18 protein-coding genes and 1 pseudogene are annotated in these 20483 nt (G+C 70.3%); 5 read left to right on the forward strand and 14 right to left on the reverse strand.

What is annotated here, in order from left to right:
- Positions 1–111: 111 nt before the first annotated feature.
- From E1281_RS21455 to rarD, 8 genes are all read right to left on the reverse strand, one after another.
- Complete coding sequence (locus E1281_RS21455; RefSeq protein ID WP_131880940.1) at positions 112–741, reverse strand: ATP/GTP-binding protein; 630 nt, start codon at positions 739–741, stop codon at positions 112–114.
- On the reverse strand, positions 722–1147 hold the full coding sequence (locus E1281_RS21460) for a DUF742 domain-containing protein (RefSeq protein WP_131880942.1): 426 nt from the start codon (positions 1145–1147) through the stop codon (positions 722–724). Before E1281_RS21460 ends, E1281_RS21455 begins: the two co-directional genes overlap by 20 nt.
- Positions 1144–1569, reverse strand: coding sequence for a roadblock/LC7 domain-containing protein (locus tag E1281_RS21465; protein ID WP_131880944.1), 426 nt, complete (start codon positions 1567–1569; stop codon positions 1144–1146). The genes E1281_RS21460 and E1281_RS21465 overlap by 4 nt, the downstream gene beginning before the upstream one ends.
- Entirely contained in the window at positions 1566–4061 is a 2496-nt protein-coding gene (locus E1281_RS21470) for a nitrate- and nitrite sensing domain-containing protein (RefSeq protein WP_243717209.1), read from the reverse strand. The genes E1281_RS21465 and E1281_RS21470 overlap by 4 nt, the downstream gene beginning before the upstream one ends.
- Before the next feature lie 246 nt (positions 4062–4307).
- Positions 4308–6023: a prenyltransferase/squalene oxidase repeat-containing protein gene (locus E1281_RS21475; RefSeq protein WP_243717211.1), complete on the reverse strand. Its 1716-nt coding sequence runs from the start codon at positions 6021–6023 to the stop codon at positions 4308–4310.
- Positions 6020–6946, reverse strand: a complete 927-nt coding sequence (locus E1281_RS21480) for a terpene synthase (RefSeq protein ID WP_131880948.1) — start codon at positions 6944–6946, stop codon at positions 6020–6022. The genes E1281_RS21475 and E1281_RS21480 overlap by 4 nt, the downstream gene beginning before the upstream one ends.
- A 22-nt stretch (positions 6947–6968) precedes the next feature.
- Positions 6969–8357, reverse strand: a complete 1389-nt coding sequence (locus E1281_RS21485) for a cytochrome P450 (RefSeq protein WP_131880950.1) — start codon at positions 8355–8357, stop codon at positions 6969–6971.
- A gap of 366 nt (positions 8358–8723) precedes the next feature.
- Entirely contained in the window at positions 8724–9662 is a 939-nt protein-coding gene (rarD, locus tag E1281_RS21490) for an EamA family transporter RarD (protein WP_243717212.1), read from the reverse strand.
- Positions 9663–9738: 76 nt separating this feature from the next.
- Between rarD and msrA the strand changes: the two genes are divergently transcribed.
- Positions 9739–10389 carry a peptide-methionine (S)-S-oxide reductase MsrA gene (msrA, locus tag E1281_RS21495; RefSeq protein WP_131880952.1) on the forward strand — a complete coding sequence of 217 codons (651 nt, stop codon included), beginning with the start codon at positions 9739–9741 and terminating at the stop codon, positions 10387–10389.
- A 12-nt stretch (positions 10390–10401) separates the two neighbouring features.
- On the opposite strand, the gene E1281_RS21500 is transcribed toward msrA, so the two are convergent.
- Entirely contained in the window at positions 10402–10848 is a 447-nt protein-coding gene (locus E1281_RS21500; protein WP_131880954.1) for a hypothetical protein, read from the reverse strand.
- Complete coding sequence (locus E1281_RS42025) at positions 10833–11180, reverse strand: hypothetical protein (RefSeq protein ID WP_243717214.1); 348 nt, start codon at positions 11178–11180, stop codon at positions 10833–10835. The genes E1281_RS21500 and E1281_RS42025 overlap by 16 nt, the downstream gene beginning before the upstream one ends.
- Positions 11181–11964: 784 nt before the next feature.
- Here E1281_RS42025 and E1281_RS21510 point away from each other — a divergent pair.
- The 3 genes from E1281_RS21510 to E1281_RS21520 all read left to right on the forward strand — a co-directional run bounded on the left by E1281_RS21510 (position 11965) and on the right by E1281_RS21520 (position 14099).
- Entirely contained in the window at positions 11965–12831 is an 867-nt protein-coding gene (locus E1281_RS21510) for a mycofactocin-coupled SDR family oxidoreductase (protein ID WP_131880956.1), read from the forward strand.
- 116 nt (positions 12832–12947) lie between these two features.
- Positions 12948–13406, forward strand: coding sequence for a hypothetical protein (locus tag E1281_RS21515; RefSeq protein WP_131880958.1), 459 nt, complete (start codon positions 12948–12950; stop codon positions 13404–13406).
- A 303-nt stretch (positions 13407–13709) separates the two neighbouring features.
- Complete coding sequence (locus E1281_RS21520; RefSeq protein ID WP_131880960.1) at positions 13710–14099, forward strand: thioesterase; 390 nt, start codon at positions 13710–13712, stop codon at positions 14097–14099.
- 300 nt (positions 14100–14399) lie between these two features.
- Here E1281_RS21520 and E1281_RS21525 read toward each other — a convergent pair whose 3' ends face one another.
- From E1281_RS21525 to E1281_RS21535, 3 genes are all read right to left on the reverse strand, one after another.
- Positions 14400–15230: an ABC transporter permease subunit gene (locus E1281_RS21525; RefSeq protein WP_131880962.1), complete on the reverse strand. Its 831-nt coding sequence runs from the start codon at positions 15228–15230 to the stop codon at positions 14400–14402.
- On the reverse strand, positions 15227–17695 hold the full coding sequence (locus E1281_RS21530) for an alpha/beta fold hydrolase (RefSeq protein WP_131880964.1): 2469 nt from the start codon (positions 17693–17695) through the stop codon (positions 15227–15229). Before E1281_RS21530 ends, E1281_RS21525 begins: the two co-directional genes overlap by 4 nt.
- Before the next feature lie 64 nt (positions 17696–17759).
- Positions 17760–18431, reverse strand: a complete 672-nt coding sequence (locus E1281_RS21535; protein ID WP_131880966.1) for a TetR/AcrR family transcriptional regulator — start codon at positions 18429–18431, stop codon at positions 17760–17762.
- A 152-nt stretch (positions 18432–18583) separates the two neighbouring features.
- Here E1281_RS21535 and E1281_RS21540 point away from each other — a divergent pair, with 152 nt between their 5' ends.
- Positions 18584–20194 carry an MDR family MFS transporter gene (locus E1281_RS21540; RefSeq protein ID WP_131880968.1) on the forward strand — a complete coding sequence of 537 codons (1611 nt, stop codon included), beginning with the start codon at positions 18584–18586 and terminating at the stop codon, positions 20192–20194.
- A gap of 4 nt (positions 20195–20198) precedes the next feature.
- Here the strand turns inward: E1281_RS21540 and E1281_RS40375 are convergent.
- A pseudogene (locus E1281_RS40375) lies at positions 20199–20483 on the reverse strand (hypothetical protein); the annotation flags it as partial.

Consider the following 20483-nt stretch of genomic DNA (forward strand, 5'->3'; position numbering starts at 1 on the left):
CCTTCACCGCCCTCTGCGACTACGTCGTGTCCAGGACGGGCTGAGCGACCGGGCCGAGCAACGGGAAAGGGAGGCCGCGCGGATCCCCGCGCGGCCTCCCTTTTCGCCGTCTCAGGCGTTCTGCGGTTCGGGTTCCTCGCTCAGCCCGCGGTACTTCATCGAGTGCAGGACGAGGTTGATGAGGACCTGCTTGCAGGAGTCGAGGTTGCGGGCGTCGCAGAGCATGACGGGAACCTTCGGGCCCAGGTTGAGGGCCAGCTGGATCTCCGCCAGGTCGTAGCGCTTGGCGCCCTCGAAGCAGTTGACGGCGACGACGAACGGGGTGTTGCGGCGCTCGAAGTAGTCGACCGACGGGAAGCAGTCCGACAGGCGGCGGGTGTCGGCGAGCACGACGGCCCCGAGGGCGCCGAGGGCGACCTCGTCCCACATGAACCAGAAGCGCTCCTGGCCCGGGGTGCCGAAGAGGTAGAGGACGTACTCGTCCTTCATCGTGATGCGGCCGAAGTCCATCGCGACGGTGGTGGTGTCCTTGCGCTCGACTCCGGCGATGTCGTCGACGCCGACGCTCTTGTCGGTGAGGACCTCCTCGGTGCGCAGCGGCTGGGTCTCGGAGACCGTGCCCACCATCGTGGTCTTGCCGACGCCGAATCCGCCCGCGATCACGATCTTCACCGCCGTGGGGAGCCTGCGGGCGCGCACGTCGCGCCGCCCGCCCTCAGCGCTAGAGGGCCCGGAGACCATCGATCACCGCCTTGTAGAGCCTGATGTCGTGCATGTCCGCCTCCGGTTCGGGTTCCTGCATGGAGACGAACCCCTTGTCGAGGAGGTCGCCGAGCATGACCCGGACGGTCGCGACGGGAAGGTCGAGGTGGCCGGTGATCTCGGCCACCGACATCACCGACTGGCAGAGCCGGAGGATGGAGACGTGCTCGGGGCCGAGGCCGATCGCGCCCTCCGGCTCGGGACCGACGGCCACCACCAGCGTGATGAGGTCGAACTTGCCGCGGGTCGGCTCCATACGGCCGGCGGTCATCACGTAGGGCCGCACCATGGGCCCGGCCTGGTCGTCGAGAAGGCGGTCGTGGCCCGGCGCGCGGGTGGTCGGATCGTCCGGCCAGGGGTCCTGCGGGTCCTCGGGGGGCATCATGCCGAGCCTCCCTCCTTGGCGGACTCGGACCGGGACGGGGTGGTGAGGTGGTGGCCCATCGCGGTGACGAGCATGGCCATCTCGTAGGCGATGAGACCGACGTCGGCGTGCTCCTCGGCGAGCACGGCGAGGCAGGCGCCCTTGCCCGCCACCGTCACCAGCATGAACGCCGACTGCATCTCGATGATCGTCTGTCGGACGGGGCCGCCGCCGAAGCGCACGCCGGCGCCCTTGGCGAGGCTCTGGATCCCGGCGGCGACGGCGGCGAGGTGCTCACCGTCGTCCTGGGGCATGCCCTCGGAGGACGCCATCAGCAGCCCGTCCGCCGACAGCACGACCGCGTTGCGCGCGTGCGGCAGCCGGTGGATCAGATCGTCCAGCAACCAGCCGAGATCGGATGTCGAACCGGTCTTCTGCGTCACTGATCTTCCTCGCCTTCCGCTGCGTTGGTGCCGGGGGGCCTGCCGTGCTGGTCCGACCGGTCCTGCCGGTCCTGCCGGGCCGCGTCGGAGCGGCCCTGGCGGGTGCCGCGCTGGTAGGAGCCCATGATCCGCTGGATCTCCTCGGGGGAGCGGCCGGGGGCGTCCTCCTCCTCCGGTTCCGCTGCGGCGCCCGGTTCGTCGGTGCGCAGGGGCTCGGCCAGGTTCGCCTGCGGAACCCGGACGGGGAGGCCGGACGGTGTGGTGGAGCTGTCGGGCACGGGTGACTGATCCTCCGGCTCGATGGGTGCGGGAGCGCCGCCGTCGTCCGAGGCGAGGCCCTCCTGGGAGCGGGTTCCGTCCGCGGGGACGGCGTCGTTGTGCGCGGGGCTCTCCGGGGCGCCCGTACCGGTGGCGCCGTCGCCCGGCGAGCCCGTGCCGTCCGGTTCCGGTGAAGGCGGGGGCGGCTCGGACGCGGGCGGTGGCACCGCCACGAGCGCGGGTCCGGACGGCTGCGGGCCCGTCCCCGTGGAGGAGAGCGTCGCCGTGGCCCCGGACGACCTGGAGTCGGACCCGCCCTGCGCGCCCGCGCCGACCGTCGCGGGCTGCCGCACCTCAAGGCCGTTCTGGGTGGTGGCGCCGGTCTTGACGGGCGTCGGCCCCTGCTCGGCGATCAGCTCGCGGGGGATCACGATGACCGCGGTCGTCCCGCCGTAGGCGGAGCGCTTCAGCGAGACCTGCACGTTGTAGCGCTCGGCGAGCTTGCTGACCACGAACAGGCCGAGCTGGACCGAGCTCTGCAGGTTGAAGTCGGGCGGGTCGGCGATCCGCTGGTTGATCTCGGTGAGCTTCTCGTCGGTCATGCCGAGCCCGCGGTCCTCGATGTCGATGGCGAAGCCGCTGGCGACGAGGTGGCCGCCGATCTGCACGACGGTGTCGGGCGGGGAGAACGACACCGCGTTCTCGATCAGCTCGGCGAGCAGGTGGGTGACGTCGCCGACCGCGCGTCCGGCCAGCTCGACCGGGCCGAACGGCAGGACGGTGACGCGGGTGTAGTCCTCGACCTCGCCGACCGCGGCGCGGACCACGTCCACCATGGGGACGGAGTTGCGCCAGCCGCGGGCGGGCAGCGCGCCGGAGAGCACGATGAGGTTCTCGGCGTTGCGCCGCATGCGGGTCGCGAGGTGGTCGAGCCGGAACAGCTCCTCCAGCTCCTTGACATCGATGTCGCGGCGGCGCTCCATGGTGTCGAGCATGGTGAGCTGGCGGTGCACGAGGGTCTGGGTGCGGCGGGCCAGGCTGAGCAGGACGTCCCGGATGCCGCGGCGCAGCTCGGCCTGCTCGACGGCCGTGGCCAGCGCGGTTCGCTGGACGTGGTTGAACGCCTTGCCCACCTGGCCGATCTCGTCGTCGCCGAACCGCAGCTCGGGGGCCTCGGCGGCCACGTCGACCTTCTCGCCGTGGCCCAGCCGCTCGACGACGCTGGGCAGCCGCTGCTCGGCCAGGTCCCAGGCGGCGTCGCGCAGCCGCTCCAGCTGGCGCACCAGGGCACGGACGGTGGTGATCGACACGATGATGGAGGCGATGACCGCGAGCAGGCCGAGACCACCGGCCAGCAGCAGCCGGACGACGACCCCGACGCCGAGCGGCGTGGCCCGGTCGACGGTGCGCTCGCCGGCGTCGCGGATGCTCTTGTTCATGTCCGCCAGCGCGGACTGGGTGGCCTGCTGCCATTGCGCGGCGGTGATCCGCGGGCGCTGGCCCGGCCGGGTCTGGATGAGCTGGTCCTCCATCGCCCTGATCGTCTTCAGCTCAGGGCTGGTGGTCATCTCCTGGTACTGGCGGTACTCGGTGTCGCGCAGCCCGACCATCGCCTGGTCGAAGGCGTAGCGCCGGATGGCGACGGCCTGGTTGACGGCCCGCACATCGTCCGCGCTGAGCTGGCCGCCCTGGAGCACGCCGGCGACCAGCGCGTCCTCGCGCGTGAGCAGCTCGCCGGTACGGGCGACCGCGATGGCGGCGCGCACGACGTCGGCGAAGTCGTCGTCGTCCAGCGTGGCCATGGCGTCGTACACGCGGTACACGGTCTCGTTGACGTCCGTGTAACTCTCGAACGCCTGGTCGCGGTCCACCGCTCCCGAGTCCACGGCCCGGCGGTGGTCGCCGAGCTGCCGCAGGATCTTGACCGCGTCGTCCATGCGATTCTCGAGCTTGTCGTCGGCGGCGCGCCGCACCGAGCCGCTCTCGGTGCGGCCGATCATGTCCGCCACGGTCTTGTCGGTCTTGCTCCGCTGGGCCACCATGGCGTCACGACCCTGCTGGCTGGGACGGGCGAGGTAGACCACGGTGAGCCGGCGCTCGTTCTGGAGTTCGACCAGCATCGGATCGGCCGCGGTCACGACCGAGTTCAGCGTGTTCACCCAGAGGAGGTTGATGCCCTCCCTGGCGGTCACCCACGCCGCGAAGGCCCACAGAGCGGTGAGAGACAGCAGCATCGCCGCAATCTTGGTCCGCAGTCGTGAGTTGCGGAAGCGCATTGATTTAACCCAACAATGTGTCAAGGTGCCTGCAATTGGCGGATAAGTTCCGGGATGCAGGCACGCGATGGTGGGGTATGCAGGGAATGCCGATGTCCGGCCGGTTCTGTTGCTCGCAGCACCATACCAACGACCTCATAGGCACTCAAGGCGAATCGTTTGATTTGGGGGTTCAAACGCCACCACGAGGCCAGGTGAGGTGAATCACATAAGAGATTCCGTATGGTATTCCCGGAGCAGCGCGAGCGCGGCGACGGTGACCGCGCCCACGATCGTCGCCGGCAGGTACGTATCCTTGTCGTGCCACAGAGGCGGATTATTGCTATTTGATAGCATTTGTCCGATTGTTTGAGGTGTGTTCACCGCGTCCGCCGTGCTCCCCGGCGCGCTCCCCGAGACCAGGGCCGACCGGATGAAGGCGCCGCCGCGGGCTGCCGCACGCAGGCGGTCGTCCCGGAGCGACTCCCGGACCGAGCCGGCGAGCAGGAGGATGTGCACGGCGTACGCCGTCTCCTCGATGGTGCCGTCCCAGCGTCCCCACGCCCCGTCCGTCCGCTGGGAGTCGAGCACCCAGCGGACCGCGCGTTCCACCGTCCTCTCGCGCCCGGATCCGGAGCCGAACCGCTCAAGGGCCAGCGTGGCGCAGCACGTCGCGTAGTAGGGGGACGCGTGCCAGCGGTCCCGCCAGGAACCGTCGGCCTCCTGCCGCTCGCACAGCCAGGAGGTGATCTTGATCATCGACGCGGAATAGCGGTGCGCCGCGGCGCCGCCGCCGGTGATCTCCAGGAAGTGTCCGAAAGCCTCCAGAGCGTGGGCGTTGGTCGTGACGGATCGCCCGTTCTCGCCCTGCCAGGTACAGAAATAAGTGTCCAGTTCATACTGCCACAGAAGGTCGGGTGCATAAGGGTGACCGAGGAACGAAAGGGCATAAAGCGCACCGGAGCTGGTGTCGGCATCGGGTGGCAGCCCCTCGCCCCCTCCGGTACCGGCCGGCCCCAGAACCGCGCGCAGTTCGGCCGCAAGCCGCGGCGGCGCCGTCACCGGCACCCCGGCCCGTGCCAGCCAGCTCAGCACCCATCCGCGCTCGAACTCGGTGATGGGCGTGGCGACGGGAACGGGGCCACCGTGCCGGGCGACGCCGGTCTCCAGATATCGGCGTGCCCGCGCGCGGGCGTCGTCGTGCGGGCCGGTCCCGTGACCGAGCCAGGCGGCCGTGGCCGCGGGGGAGGCGCCGACCGTGCCCGAGGGCCCGGGGACGACGGAGGCGCTTCCGCGGGCGGACTCGCCCGCGATCTCCAGGGCGTGCAGGAGCTTGACCGGGATCGGATCACCCCGCTCCAGCAGCTCCCGGACGACGGGGAGCAGCTCACCGGTCATGCCGCTGGGGGCGCGCAACCGCCGGTCCGGGTTCGTCCAGTGCGCCAGTTCGGGGATCGGGTCGATCGCCCGCGCGTCCAGCCGCGCATTGATCCGCTCGATGAGGTGGGGAGTGATGTGCTCGATGGCGGGCATGTCCGGTACGTCGAGGACGCGCCCCGGCGCGAGCCATTCCGACAGCAGGCGCAGCCCTCGCCCGGCCGAACGCGCCACGGTGGCGACCGGTATACCCCGCGGGTCCTCGGGGGAGGGCCCGGTGCCGAGGGCGGAGAGCAGGGCCTCGGTCGCGCTGAGGGTCGGAACCAGCGCGTACCCGTGCTCCGGCAGGCCCCAGCCGCCGTCCGTCCGCTGCTCCGCCAGCAGGAACCGCAGCCGCTCGCCGTGGCCGGTCAGCCAGGGGGCCAGCGACACCAGCCTGCCGGTCTCGTACACCGACGGCGAGGAGGACCCCCAGGGCCGCTCGGCCAAGGCGTCGACGATCTCCTGCGCGGACAGGACGATGTCGACGAGACCCGCGCGGTTCGGGGTCGCGTCCAGCGTCACAGCGACCCCCAGTAGTCGCTGGTGCCGTAGAACCCGGTGCTGTAGCCGATCTGGCGTTCCAGGTAGTCCACGGCCTCCGGGCACTCGCCGCGCAGCGGTTCGAGCATCGCGCGGCAGTGCCCGACGATCTCCTCGATGCGCGCGGTCAGCGCGCCGGCGTCGGCGCCCAGCATCTGCGCGTTGAGATCGCCCCAGACCTTGTCCCGTTCCAGCGTCGCCAGGTCGTTCAGCAGCCGGAGGATCTTCTGCACCTCGCGGCTGACGACCTGCAGCCGGTCGACGTGCGCCAGGGTGGCCGCGTCGCCGTTGACGATCCAGTGCGAGATGTTGACCCAGGCCGATCCGTAGTTGTCGGCGTTGTCGAGGTAGACCTCGAAGGACGGCAGGGCGTCCCGGTCGCCGGACGAGGCCGACGCCTTCCACTCCACCTCCCGCGCTCCCGACTCCAGCAGCCGGACCAGCTGGCTCCGCCAGTCGCCGCGCAACGCGGCGAAGGCGGGGGAGGCGGCGACCTCGTCACGGATGTCGGCCAGGAACCGGGCGAGGTCGTCACCGGGCGACGGCTCGCGGCCGTCGGCCACGTCCAGGCAGCGCCGGTTGAGGTCGTCGATCTCCTCCCGCGTCGTCGCCACGTGGTCGACCAGCCAGTCCAGGCCGAAAATCCACAACGAGGTGCGGTTGGCGATCCTCAGTTGCGACGCGCTCAGCTTCGGGGAGCCGAACGCGTTGGCGCACGCGACCGCGGTGAACAGGGTCCCGTCGATGGGCTTGGCGGCGAAGAGATCGGGATAGGCCTCCGCGCACGCGGCCAGGTCACGCGCGGCACGTACGGCCTGCGCCAGGACGGTGCCGTGGCCCTGCGCGGCGCGCAGCGGCCCGCCCGCGCCGAGGTCGCCCGTGTTCGAGGCATCCGGGTTCTGCATCGTTCCGTCCTCGACGCGCTTCTCAGGCGGACCGCTGGATGGGGTCCAGCGTCATCATGATCGGCTTGTCGGGCCGCAGCGTGAGACCCACCTGCGGTTTGGGCATCTCTGCCCCGTCCGCCGGCCGCGTGTGGAACCGGCTGAAGATGGCGGCGAGGATCAGCTGCGCCTCGGCCTGGACGATGTGCCGGCCGACGCACTGGTGCGGGCCGCCGCCGAAGGGGAAGTAGGCGTAGCGGTGGTACCGCCTCGCGCGCTCGGGCTCGAACCGGTCGGGATTGAAGCTGCGGGCGTCCTCCCCCCATATCGACTTCATCCGCTGGGTGACGAAGGGGCTGACCAGCACGGTGTCTCCCTTGCGGATCCGTACCCCGCTCAGCACGGTGTCCTCCGTGGCCACCCTGGAGAACAGCCAGCCCACGGGGAAGATCCGCAGCAGCTCCTGGACGACCTGCTTGGTGTACCGCAGTTCCGGCAGGTGATCGGCGCTGACCCGCCCGGTGCCCACCACTCGCCGGGCCTCCTCGTGCAGCTTCTCGCCGACCTCCGGGTTCCTGTTGAGCAGCGGCCACAGCCAGGTCAGGGCCACGGTGGTGGTCTCGTTGCTCGCCCCGAACGTGGCGAGCAGGTTGCTGCGGATCCACCGGTCGTCGACCGGGCCGCCGTCCTCGTTGCTGGCACGGCACAGCGCGGTGAAGATGTCGTTGCCCTCGCCGGGGTCGTCCCGGTAGCGCTCGACCAGCGCGAACAGGCTGGCGTCCATCGCCTCGACGGCGTTGCGGAACGCCCGGTCGCCGGGCATGGGCACGGACCGCGGCATGAACGGGAACAGGAACCGGTACGCGATCCTGATGACGATCTGCTGAAGCGGCGGGATCATCACGTCAGCCTCGGCGCGCGTGATCTTGTCGCCGAAGAGCACCTTGACCACCGTCTCGTTGATGATCAGGTACATCTCCTGAAGCATGTCGACCGGGGTGCCGCCCCGGGCGTGCTCCTCCAGCCCGTCCACGGCCCCGTTGATCGCCTCCGCCATCAGCGCGGTGAGCTTCTTGGTGTTGTGGAGGGAGAAGACCGGCTGGAGGGTCCGCTTGCTCGCGTCCCACCCCGGGCCCTCGTCCAGGATGCTGTCGGTCATCAGATCGCGGATGGGACGCCAGTAAAGCCCGCTGCGGTCGAAACGCTCCGACTGGTACCGGAGTACCTGCTCCACGTCCTCGGGATCGGTCGCCAGGTACGGGCGGGAGGCTCCGAGCCCGACCCGCATCAGCCGGCCGCCGGCCTCTTCTCCCATGCGTTCGAGCTGCTGCAGCGGATCTCTGACAAATCCGAGGGCGGTCCGGTAAAGGGGGAATTTGATCGCCTTGCGAGCGGCCCCGCCTGCGGGAACCGTGTCAATGTCGACAGACATTTCACTACCCCTCGATAAGGAGTCGGCGGACGCGGCAGACCGCCGGAGCGGACGGCGACCAGCGGGCGGTTCGCCGTTTCTGCGAAGCTTGTACGTTATGGGCGTTTTGAGGGAAGTATCGCATGATCAATTGACTGGAGCAAGGTGATGGACGGTGATATCTGCCGACGTTCCGAGGTGATACAGATCACTTACTTCATCAGTCAGTCCTGGTCGATCGACTTGTCGAGGTGATGCCGTGCGGAGTCGCCACCGTCGATGTCAGGATTTGTCGATACTTAGTGGATGAAATATGTGGCCAGCTCGTCGGGGGCAGCCACGCATCCGACCATTCGAACGAACGGACGAAAATGCGTCCGCGCTCGACTACTTGGCGGTCTCGGGCTCCGGCGGTGGAACCGCCCCGCGGGGGCCGGGACGCTCCGCCGCCCGTGCGGACGAGCGGGCCCGGCGTCCGGCGCGCAATCCGTCCCAGGTCAGGACGGTCAGCGCACCCCACACCAGGACGAACCCCGCCCACCGCTCCGGAGGCATCGCCTCGTGCTGCACCAGCAGCCCGATGGCGAACTGCAGGACGGGCGCCAGGTACTGGAGCATCCCGAGGACGCTCAGCGGCAACCGCGTCGCCGCCCCGTTGAACAGCAGCAGCGGAATCGCCGTCACGACACCGCCGCCCACGATCAGCGCCGCGTGGAGCCACCCGTGGTGCGCGAACGCCGCGTCCCCCTGGGCCTCCAGCGCCAGGGCGAACGCCAGGGCGGGCAGGAACAGGAACGCGGTCTCCACCGCCAGGCTCTCGACCGAGGGCATGTCCGCGAACTTCTTGAACAACCCGTACAGCCCGAACGCCCCGGCGACCGCGAACGCGATCCAGGGCGGGCGCCCGTACCCGGCCGCCAGCACGACGACCGCGCTCACGCCGAGCCCCACCGAGACCCACTGCCAACGCCGCAGCCGCTCCCGGAACACCACCACGCCCAGGACCACGCTGATCAGCGGGTTGATGAAGTACCCCAGGGCCACGTCCAGGGTGTGGCCGTTGTTCACCGCCCAGATGAAGGTGCCCCAGTTGACCGTGATGGCCACCGACGCCCCCGCCAGCAGCCCGGCCCGCCGCCAGGTCATCCCGCGGATCCAGTGCCGTCCCGCCGCCAGCATCACCAGGACGGCCACCAGCGACCACACGATCCGGTGTGCCAGGATCTCCCCGGGGCTCGACGGTTCGAGCAGCGGCCAGTAGAGGGGGAACAGTCCCCAGAGCACGTAGGCCGCGACCCCGAACGCCAGTCCCCGCCGATCCGCCACGGCCGCAACGCTAGCACCTCGTAATGAGCCATTTCCGATCACGCTAATGACCCACCGGACCGCGTAACCTGGGGGCATGTTCGGCTTTGCGAAGACCCAGATGGTCTCTCCGGAGAAGGCGCTCCCCGGCAGGGACGAGCCGATGCCGGTGCCGCCGCGCCACGAAATCCTCGACGCGCCCCTGGCCCCGCCCTTCCCGGACGGCGCCGAGATCGCCGAGTTCGCCCTCGGCTGCTTCTGGGGCGCCGAACGCGTCTTCTGGCAGACGCCCGGCGTCATCTCCACGTCCGTCGGCTACGAGGGCGGCTACACCCCGAACCCCACCTACGAAGAAGTCTGCAGCGGCCAGACCGGCCACACCGAAACCGTCCGCGTCGTGTACGACCCCGCCCGGGTCACCTACGACGAACTGCTCCGCGTCTTCTGGGAGGCCCACGACCCGACCCAGGGCATGCGCCAGGGCAACGACATCGGCACCCAGTACCGTTCAGCCGTCTTCTACAGGACCGACCTGGAACAGAAGTCCGCCGAAGCCTCCCGGGACGCCTACCAGCACGTCCTGACCACCGCCGGCCACGGCCCCATCACCACCGAACTGACCGGCGCCACCGACTACTACTACGCCGAGCACTACCACCAGCAGTACCTCCACAAGAACCCCGGCGGCTACTGCGGCATCGGCGGCACCGGCCTCTCCTGCCCCGTAGGCGTCGCCACGACCGAGTAGATGAGGCGCTGGTCAGACTCTAAGCCAGTCCACCGGTGAGGGGCGGTTGGTGCTGGCGTCCTTGCAGAGTGCGGGAATGTGGGAGCCGTCGCTGGAAACGACCTTCGCGGGACCGGTGGCGCTGGCGGCGGTGGCCACCACCAGGGCGTCCACGACACAGTCGTGGCCGCAGAGGCCCGTGGAGTCCAGCAGGGCGGCGGCCGCGTCCGCCAGTTCCTCGGTGACAGGAATGATGGTGAGCCTGGAACGCAACCATGCGAGCCGCCTGCCTGCCTGTCCGTCACGACGCTGCTCGGCGATGGTGACGGCACTGACGACGGGCACGAATTCCTCCCGCACCGCCAACTCCAAGCGCGCTGTCATGCGGCGGTCGTCGTCGGCCAGGAGCGACAGGCCTTGCGCGTCCAACACGAATGCCGGACCGATCAGGGGCGCCGGCCTGGTCAGTCGCCGCGCCATGCGGCCTCTGCCTCTGCCAGTTCCTCCGGTGTGAACTCTCCGTGGCGGGTGACGTGATCGTCCACGATCTCCTGAGCCTGAAGGAGGGCCAAGTGGCGCTCGGCCGCGGCGTTCAGGAACTCGGAGAAGCCGCGTGCTCCTGTGCGGGCCTCGATCTCTTCGACGACGGACTCGCGCAGCGTGACCGACTTCTTCACGGTCCTGCCATGGCTTTCGCCTGTGTCCGCCCTCGACACCCGCTGCTCCGTACCCGGGGAAGCAGGCGGCGGACGACGTCTCCGCCTGCGCGGCTTGCCCTGGGAGGTGATCGTGGTGTCACGAGTGTCGGCCATGATCTGATTATACTACCAGGAGTAGGATAATGGCCATGGATGAATGCGCTCTGTGACGCCGCTGAGTGACCTTGCGCGGCGTCCTCTACCACGTCGTCTGCGCCACTCGGCGACGTTCGACACGGTCAACACGTGGGGGGCGGGCTTCGCCGGGCCCAGACCTCCGCATCCTCCCGACGACTTCGGATCGAGCCGGCACTCCAGAACCGGGAATCGCCCCTACGGACGGTTGAGGGCCGTCCGGCACGGGCTGAGTTGCAATAATCGGAGGAATCACAGGGAGCCGTGGATCCGCCCTTTTTCTGTGGATGATGTACCCTTCGCTGGGATACGGATTTTGGACGAGAGGCGGTCCTTGAGGTTGAGATCGCCCGTGACGAACCCGATCGCAGCGCGTATCCACGTCCAGTGGGGACCCGAGCGCGATCTGACCCGCGCCCCACCGGTACTGCTCTTGCCGTCGGCATCGACGCCTCTCACTCCGCCTGCGTTCCGCAGCCCTGGACCACCGATGACCTGCTGATCACCAGCTCTACGGCAAGCGCATTCTGATGCGTCCCGAGGCTTTGCGCCTGGTCCTCCGCAAGGAGGCCGCAACCGATCGCGGGCTGGATTCGCACCCGCGTAGCTCTGGCGGGAATGCACGACATCTCGGTCTGCCTCGGCCTACCGCCCGCGAGATCCTTCACATTGGTACATCTTCCATGGAGCCGGACTGTCCGATTCTGTAGACGTTTCAGATCTGCTCGCAAAATCAGCATCCTCAGCAAAGAAAGTAGGAGAGATGCCAGGACGTCTTGAAGGCAAAGTCGCCTTCATCACCGGCGCCGCCCGCGGCCAGGGGCGCAGTCATGCGGTCCGCCTCGCACAGGAGGGCGCCGACATCATCGCCGTCGACCTCTGCGCGCAGATGGAGTCCGTCCCCTACCCCCTCGCCACCCCGGAGGACCTCGCCGAGACCGTTGAGCTGGTCGAGAAGCTCGGCCGGCGCATCGTCTCCCGCAAGGCCGACGTGCGCGAACGCGGCGAGTTGCGACAGGTCGTCGCGGACGGCGTGGCCGAACTCGGCCGCCTGGACGCCGTCGTGGCGAACGCCGGGATCCTGCCGATGGCCGCGGGCGACCACGATCCCGAAGACTTCGTCGACGCCACCGACGTCGACCTGCTCGGGGTGATGAACACGGTCGCGGTGGCCCTGCCCCATCTGCCGAGCCACTCGTCGGTCGTGGTGATCGGGTCCACCGCGGCCATGCTGCCCGGCACCACCGACAACCCGGCGACGGGTCCCGGCATCGCCGGTTACGCATGGTCCAAGAAGACGCTCATCGGCTACACCGAGCAGATGGCTCTGAACCTGGCGCCGCGGTTCATCCGCGTCAACACCGTCCACCCCACCAACTGCGACACCCCCATGCTGCACAACGATGGTGTCTACGCGCTGTACCGCCCGGACCTGGAGCACCCCGTGCGCGAGGATGCCGAGCCGGCGTTCGCCACCCTCCACGCCATGCCCATCCCCTACCTGGAGCCGGTCGACATCTCGAATCTCGTGCTGTTCCTGGCCTCCGACGAGTCGCGGTACATCACCGGCCAGCAGATCCGCGTGGACGCCGGTGCTCTCCTCAAGTTCCCCCAAGGCAACTTCGGCTGACGGATGGCCGCCATCGACCTGCTTCGCGCTCACCGGCTTCACGGGCACACGTACGCGGTCGTCGCCTCCACGGCGCTCCAGGCTTCGAAGCCCGTGGTCCTTTGCGGGCCGGCGGAATGAACACCGACGAGACGGAGCGGCTGGTCCGCGCGCTCACCGTCGAGGACCGGGAGGCGATCGGGCTGCTCGACCTTCAGGTCCTGGCGCGGGAGAACGCCGGGCGGCGGTCTCCGGAGACCGAGCCCATCAAGGGCGTTCTCCAGTCCGTGCGGCGCTGGGAGATCCTGATCCGCCGCATTGAGGAAGGCTGGCGACGCCAGGACTACTACATGGTGTACGAGTACCTGAACGACCTCACCTACCGGAACGCGATCGAGGAATTCCTCGGCGCCATGCGCGCGGGAACGCGCACCAAGATCGCTCGCTGCGTGGGACGGCTCGATGCGCGATTTCGAGCCGTCACCTACGAGGACGGCGGGGCGGAACTGTCGCGGTACTGGCGGCCCCTGGCCGAAGGCCGAGAGGTCCGATGGTGGTGGACGCGGCGCCCCATCGACCTGCCCTCTGGATGGTGAACACCGATCCCGTCATCCGGGCCGAGTCGCTCGGGGCGCTTGCGCGATCAGGCCGGTGCCCGGAGGGGGGCACCGGCCTGATCGTGAAGGCGGTGGGGCTACAGCGGGCTCTTCCAGTCGCTGTCCCTCTTGGTGCACAGCTGCTCGAAGTCGTCGATCCGGTTTACCTGGGGGATCACGGTCGTTGTGGGGACACAGGCGGCCAACAGCGCACGGCTTAGCGACCTCGACCGACCGTCCGGGGGCGCAGGTTTCCCGCAATCCCGTCCAGCACGGGAGTCTTCGGGGGAGGAGTATGGGCCCATGGAGTTGAGGGCGGGGGCGCGGGCCGAGCTGTCCGTGGTGGTGGAGGAGTCGGACACGGCCGTCAGCCTTGGGAGCGGGGACGTTCGCGTACTGGCCACGCCGAGGTTGCTCGCGCTGGCCGAGGAGGCGACGGTCCAGGCGATCGCTCTGGACGAGTCGCAGACCTCGGTGGGGACGCGGGTCGAGTTGACCCATGTGGCGGCCAGCCCCGTCGGCATGCGCGTGGCGGTCGCGGCCGAACTCGTCGAGGTCGACGGGGCGCGGCTCGTGTTCGATTTCACCGCCGCCGACGCACGGGGCGTCGTGGTGGGAAGCGGTCGTGTCGAGCGGGTCGTCGTGGATCGGGGGAGGTTTCTGGCGCGGCTGCCGCGCCCGGAACGGGGTTAGTACGGCAGGAGACGGCCGGACGGGGTGCGCAGGTCGGGCGGGCTCGGTTGACGTGGGGGTTTGGGACGCTTGATGAGCTGCTGCCGTGCCATGGTGATCATCTCCCCCCATCGGGCCGGGCTTAACCCGTCGATCGAGCCGATGTCGCGCTGTACCCCCTACGACGCGTCCGCGGTGCCGGAGGTTCGCCGAGCTTATGCGACGTACAGTGCCGGTTCGACCGATTTTTGGGAAGGGGGTCGTGACGAAGCGTGACCGGGTGTCACCGGACGCGGAGGTAAGTGTGGCCGGGATGACGGCCTACGAGACGATGTCGCGGCCGCGGAAGGCGCGGAATGCGACGGCGAAGAGGACGACGGCGTAGGCGATGGAGATGGCCGCCCCCTTGGCCATGCCCGTCCACTGGATCGCGGGCTGGAGGGCGTCCATCCAGGAGTACATCCAGTGCGTCGGGAGGAACTCGCGCCAGGTGCCGAGCGCGGTGACCGCGTCCAGGATGTTGCTGACGATGACCAGGCCGACCGCGCCGCCGACCGCGCCGAGCGGGGAGTCGGTGGTCACGGAGAGCAGGAAGGCCAGCGCGGCGACGACGAGCTGGGAGACGAGGGCGTAGCCGATGATGATCGCCATCCGGCCGAGCGCGGTGCTCACGGGGACGGTACCGCCGGTCGGGAGTTCGACGGCGCCCCAGCCGAAGCCGGTGGTGCCCGCGATCAGCGACATCAGCGGCAGGCTGACGACCGCGACGACCGCGTAGGAGAGCGCGACGGCCAGTTTCTGGCGCAGCAGGCGGGCCCGGGGCACCGGTGCGGCCAGCAGGTAGCGCAGCGACGACCAGCCCGCCTCGCTCGCGACGGTGTCGCCGCAGAACAGGGCCACGGCGACGACCAGCAGGAAGCCCGTGGAGATGAACAGGGCGAACAGGGCGAAGTTGAGTGCGCTGGAGGTGGCGACGTCGACCAGCCCGGGGGCGCCGTCGGGGCGCTCCTCCCCGTCGATCTTGAAGGCGGCCACCAGCACCCACGGGAGGACGAGCAGGACCCCGAACGCGAACAGGGTGCGCCGCCGCCGGAACTGGCGGACGGCCTCCACCCGCAGCGGAAGCGTCCGCCGGGCGTCGTAGGCGGTCACGAACCCTCCCCGATGAGTTCCAGGAACGCGTCCTCCAGGCGGCGGGAGGATCCGGTGATCTCGGCGACCGGGCCCGCGGCGACGCGGCGGCCCCCGGCCATGACGACGGCGTGGGTGCAGGTCTGCTCGACCTCGGCGAGCAGATGGCTGGAGACGATGACCGTCCGCCCTGCCGCGGCGTACCGGACGAGCACCTCCCGCATCTCGCGGATCTGCGGCGGGTCGAGGCCGTTGGTCGGCTCGTCCAGGACGAGGAGGTCGGGGAGCCCGAGCATGGCTTGGGCGATCGCGAGGCGCTGCCGCATCCCCTGGGAGTACGTGCGGACGGCCCGGTCCAGTGCGGAGCCCAGGTCGGCTATCTGCAGCGCCTCGTCCAGGTGGGCTTCGTCCAAGGGACGTCCGGTGGCTCGCCAGTACAGGTCCAGGTTGTCACGGCCGGAGAGGTGGGGGAGGAACCCAGGACCTTCAACGAAGGAACCGAGCCGGGACAGGACAGGCGCCCCAGGGCGGACGCGGTGACCGAAGATGCGGATCTCGCCCGAGTCGGGGTGGATCAGCCCCATGAGCATCCGCAGGGTCGTCGTCTTCCCGGCACCGTTCGGGCCGAGCAGCCCTAGCACCTGGCCCTTCTCCACCCGGAACGACAGGTCGGCGACGGCGAGGTGGCCGTTCTTGTACGCCTTCGTCAGTCCCGTTATCTCCAAGGGGATGTCGCTGTCCTGCTCAGCACCCCGGCGACGGCGGACGGGCAAGACGATGAGGAGGGCCAGGGCGAGAGCAGCAGCCGGTAGGCCCCAGACCCACGCAGGCACGGGTGCCGAATCGGTCGTCAGGGAGGGGACAGAAGGAACGGTCAGCGGCGACACCGCCTGCACCTTGTAAGACGTCGGCTTCGCTGGAGTGGCGAAGCCCATGTCGGTGGCCGCGATGACGAGGCGGATGCGGTGGCCGCGGTCGAAGCGGTGGTCCATCGCCGGAAGCGTGACGGTGGTCTCGCCGTCGCCGGACACCCGGAACGGCGCGGCCAGGCGCCGCGCGAGCGTCGCCTTCCCGCCGGGTGCGACGTCGTACAGCTTCGCGAACAGCGGGCCGTCCCCCTCGACCTTGAGCCGGACGGTGGCGGCCCCCGTCAGCTGGACGGGGTCGTTCAGCGGACGCGTGTCGAACGTGGCCGCCTGGCCCGGCATCTCGGCCGGAAGCCCGCCCCCGGCCGGCCCGAGCGAGTCGAGCGAACCCAGCGCGCCCAGGCCGGGCAGGGCGGAGATCGACGCGGGAGAACCGCCGGCGGGCTGGTGGATCGTCTGCCTGCGGCCGCTCAGCGGGAACTCCGCGAGGCCGGCCGACAGGCCCGGGTACGTGCGGGCCGTCGCCTCCTCGGCCACGACGTCCTGGCTGGTCGAGTCGAGCCCGCCCGCCCGCGCCACCGTGAAGCCGTCCGGCGGCGGCGCGGCGGAGCCCTTGAGCCGCGCGTCGAAGAAGCCGAGGACGAGGTCCCCGATCCGCTCGGTCTCGGCTTCGCCGCCGTCGTGGCCGCCCCGGTACCAGACCACCGACACCGGCGCGCCGTTGCCGGATATCGCGCGGGCGTTGGCGTCGGCGTGGTCGAGCGGGAAGAGCGAGTCGGACTGCCCCTGCACGAGCAGCGCCGGCACCCTGATCCGGTCGGCGACCGACGCCGGGCTCGACCGCCGCAGCGTCTCGATCGCCGAGTCGGTGGGACGGCCCTCCTCCGCGACCTCCTGGTACATCTCGCACAGCGACGGCAGGAAGCGCCCGCATGCCGTCGGGCCCGGACTGCCGGTGAAGAACATGCCCGCCCACAGCTTCTTGAAGACCCCCTCCGAGGGGCCGCCGCCGGCCGCGTCGGGGAAGAGGGCGTCCGCGAGGCCGTGCCACGTGATCCTCGGCGCGATGGCGTCCACCCGGGGGTCGTGGGCGGCGGTCATCAGCGCGATCGCGCCGCCGTACGACTGGCCCGTCATCCCGACGCGCGGGTCGCCGGGCCCGTCGAGCCGGACCTCCGGGCGCCGCGCCAGCCAGTCGACGAGCTGCCGGGTGTCCTTGACCTCGTAGTCGGGGGAGTTGAGCGCGATCCGCCCGGTGGAGCGGCCGAACCCCCGGGCGGTCCACGCCAGCACCGCGTATCCGGCGCGGGCCAGGTCACGCGCCTCTTCCTCGACGTCCCGCTTGCTGCCGCCGAAGCCGTGGCCCAGCATGATCGCCGGTGCCTCGACGCGGCCGACCGGCTTGTAGAACGTGGTGTCGAGCACGACGCGCTGATCGTCGCCGGGGCCGTCGACCACGGCGATGCGCTGGTCGACGGCCCGGACCCGGGACGGGCCGTCCGCGCCGACGCCCCATGCCGCGCACCCGGCCGCGAGCGCGAGGGCCGTGCCGGCCGCCGTCCAGCGGGCCGTCCGCCCAGTTCTGTCCCACCGTGCCCGGAACGCGGCCCCCAGCCTCATGGGAGCACCCTACGGGCGGCCCGCCCCCGGCGATGTCGTCCTTGAAGCGATCATCACCTGCGCCTTAGCCGCCGTATGTACCGGATGCCGGCCGCATCGCCGCCGGCGGGGCGAGGGCGGCGGTGAACATGGCCGTCAGGCGGTCGGTGAGCTCCTCCGGGTCGGCGGCGCGCAGGTCGTTGAGGCCGAGGAGGCGCCGGACGGGCCCGCCGCCCATGATGATCGTGGACGCGAGCAGCGCGCGGGCGCGGGCGTCCGGGCCGTCGAGCTGCGCGACGATCGGCTCGACGATCACGTCCTCCAGGTAGTGGAGCAGGATCTCCTTGACCTCGGGCTGTCCGGCCGACCGGTCGAGCAACCGCGACGTCGGGGAGACATAGCCGCGGTCGAGCTGCCGGACGAAGTGCTCGGCGAGCCGCCGCGGCAGGCCCTCGGGGCTCCCGGCGATGACCCCGCGAATCGCCGACTCGCCGGCGAGAACCTCCCCGAACAGCGCCGCCTTGGACCCGAAGTACCGGTTCACCAGGGCCATGTTCGCCTCGGCCCGCGCCGCGATCATCCGGACGGTGACGCCGTCGTAGCCGTGCTCGCCGAACAGGTCGCGGGCCGCCTCCAGGATGCGGCGCCGGGTCGCCTCCCGGTCCCGCTTCGGCCGCCGCGCCACCGCCGCCCCCGCGGCGCCGTCCCCGTTCTCGGCGGACGGCCCGGCGCGTCCGGTCTCTTCCTCGACCCGCATCACCTGTATCAACCCATCCCCGCTCGCCGGTGACATCCGTGCCCGAATCTAGCCGAGTTGCAAGTAAACAAGCGTCTACATAACATACATGCACAGCACAGGTAATCAATTCGGCGGTCCGTCGGGACCGGCATGGGGGCAGAGTGGCTCGGGTGAGCACGGCATCGCACGGCCCGGCGGGAGAGCCGGCCGGGGAACCGGTCAAACCGCACTACACGCACCGCCAGATCCTGGAGATCCTCTCCGCGCTGATGCTGGCGATGCTGACCGCGATGCTCTCGACCTCGGTCATCGCCACGGCGCTGCCGACGATCGTCGGCGACCTCGGCGGCCAGGACAAGCTCTCCTGGGTCGCCAGCGCGACGCTGCTCACCATGACCGCCTCGACCCCGCTGTGGGGCAAGCTGTCGGACATCGCCGGGCGCAAGGTGATGTTCCAGACCGCCCTGCTGATCTTCGTCGTCGCCTCGGTGGGCGCGGGGCTGTCGCAGGACATCGGGCAGCTCATCGCCTTCCGCGCGGGGCAGGGCCTCGGCGCGGGCGGCCTGTCCGCGCTGGCCCAGGTGATCCTCGGGGACGTGGTCGAGCCCCGCCAGCGCGGGCGCTACGCCGGCTACATGGGGTCGGTCTTCGGCGTGTCCACCGTGGCCGGGCCGCTGCTCGGCGGGTTCATCGTGGACGCCGACGCCCTCGGCTGGCGCTGGTGCTTCTACGTGTGCGTCCCCCTCGCGGTGGTCGCCGCCCTGGTCATCCAGCGCGTCCTGAAGCTGCCGCGGGTGAAGCGCGAAACCCACGTCGACGTGTTCGGCGCGATCACCATCACCGGCAGCGCCGCCACGCTGATGCTCCTGCTGTCCATGGGCGGGACGGAGTTCGCGTGGAACTCCCCGTGGACCTACGCCCTGCTCGCGGTCACCGCCGTGCTCTTCCTGCTGGCGATCGTCGCCGAGCGCGGCGCCCGCGACCCGATCCTGCCGCCCCGGCTGTTCCGCAACCGGATGTTCCTGCTGACCTCGTTCACCTCGGTCTGCATCGGCATGGCGATGTTCGGCGTGATGATCTACATGCCGCAGTACCTGCAGATCGTCAAGGGGATGAGCCCGACGGCGTCCGGCCTGATGACGCTGCCGCTGGTCGGGAGCATGCTCGTCACCTCCATCGGGTCCGGCCAGGTCGTCACCCGGACGGGCCGCTACAAGATCTTCCCGGTGATCGGCCTGGCGTGCGTCGCGACGGGACTGTTCCTGCTGTCGCGGCTCCACACCGACTCCTCGGCGGTGCTGATCGGCGTGGACCTCGCCATCCTCGGCTTCGGGATGGGCCTGACGCTGCAGATCCTCATCCTCGCCGCGCAGAACGCCGTCTCGCCCTCCGACCTCGCCTCGACGACGTCCGGTGTCTCGTTCTTCCGCAACCTCGGCGGCGCGATGGGCGTGGCCGCGTTCGGCGCGATCCTCACCAACCGGGTCGCGACCGAGATCGCCTCCGGCCTGCGTTCGGCGGGCATCAGCGGGCAGCCCGGCGGCGGCGAGCTCGGGTCGCCGGACGAGATCGCGGCGCTGCCGCAGCCGATCAAGGACATCGTCCGGGACGCGTTCAGCCACTCGCTGGAGACCGTCTTCCTGTTCGGGATCCCGGTGGCCCTGCTCGGCTTCGTCGCGGTGCTCGCGCTGAAGGAGCTGCCGCTCCGCGGGTCGGCGGGCCACAGCAAGGCCGAGGACGCCGAGAAGGCCCCGGCCGAGGACGCCGCCCGGACGCCGTGAGGCGTCAGCGGCCCTTCAGCTCGCGGACGAGCCTGTTCGCCGAGGCGCGGTCGGGCGGGCCGGTCACGATGACCTTCCCGTCCGTGATCGCCATGTCGACGCGGGGGAGCGTGACGATGCGGTTCTTGACGACGAACGCCAGGTCCCGCCCGACGGTCGCCCGCGTCAGCCTGGCGAACGCGTCCCGGTCGACCGGCCGCAGCGTGACCGCCACGTCATAGCCGCCCTGCTTCACCCGCGACTCCTGGACGCTCAGGTCGGAGACCCGCCGGATCGCGATCCCCTGGGC

Source organism: Actinomadura sp. KC345, from assembly GCF_004348515.1.
In the GTDB taxonomy this organism is placed as follows: Bacteria; Actinomycetota; Actinomycetes; order Streptosporangiales; family Streptosporangiaceae; genus Spirillospora.